Below are 991 nucleotides of genomic sequence, written 5' to 3'. Positions count from 1 at the left end.
TAAGACCGACCGGCAAATGGTGTGCTGCTGCCCGGCGACTGGACGCTCTCGTTACGAGACAGGCACGGGCCTGAGTGATCATGGAGTTCTCTACGCTCAGTGATCACCGGAGGGCCCGTGCCTGCTGTGCCATCTTGCCTGCTCGAACCCTTGTGGGACCAGTTCGCCGCGCTGCTGCCGGCGCGCGACGAGTATGCGCCGACCCACCCGCTGGGCTGTCACCGACGCCGGGTCCCGGACCGGATCGTCTTCGAGCACATCGTGCAGGCCTTGGTCCACGGCACCGGATACGAGCGCATCGCCAGTCCGGGCTGCTCCGACCGCACCATCCGACGCCGCGTCATGCTCTGGTCGCAGATGGGCATATCAGAGCAGGTCCACGCGCTGGCGCTCCAGGCGTACGACCAGATGATCGGCCTCTCACTTGCCGAGATCTCCGTGGACGGCTGCATCACGAAAGCTCCCTCGGGAGGCGAGAAAGCCGGACGCTCCCCGGTCGACCGGGGCAAGCAGGGACTGAAACGATCAGTGGCCTCGGATGCGGCCGGGGTCCCTTTGGGGATCGTCTCCGCAGGCGCAAACCGGCACGACTCACCGCTCCTCGGCCCCACCCTCGAAGCAGCGAAAGCCCAGGTAGGAGCACTACCTGAGCAAGTGAACATCAACCTCGACCGCGGCTACGACAGCGCCAAGACCCGTGCTCTGCTCAACGAGTTCGGCTTCACCGGCGAGATCGCCCGCAAGGGCGTGCCCGCACCGATCCAGGCCGGCAAACGGTGGGTGGTCGAGCGGTCGCACTCGTGGATGAACGGCTACGGCAAGCTGCGGCGCTGCACCGAGAAGGACGGCAGCGTCGTGGACTTCTACCTCTACCTCGCCGCCGCATTCGTCACGCTCCGCATGCTTATCCGACGCTCGACGAACCGCTATCGCTGGGACGGCCGCCCCACTACCCGACGCCTCAAGTGATCCATTTGCCGGTCGGTCTAAG

Annotated in this window: 1 protein-coding gene; it reads left to right on the top strand. The window is 65.9% G+C overall.

What is annotated here, in order from left to right; translation table 11 throughout:
* Positions 1 to 117: 117 nt before the first annotated feature.
* Entirely contained in the window at positions 118 to 969 is an 852-nt protein-coding gene (locus ACRWND_RS30830; protein WP_431955274.1) for an IS5 family transposase, read from the top strand.
* Positions 970 to 991 lie beyond the last annotated feature (22 nt).

Source organism: Actinacidiphila sp. bgisy167, assembly GCF_965342175.1.
Taxonomy (GTDB): Bacteria; Actinomycetota; Actinomycetes; order Streptomycetales; family Streptomycetaceae; genus Actinacidiphila.
This window is presented reverse-complemented; position numbering and strand designations above follow the sequence as displayed.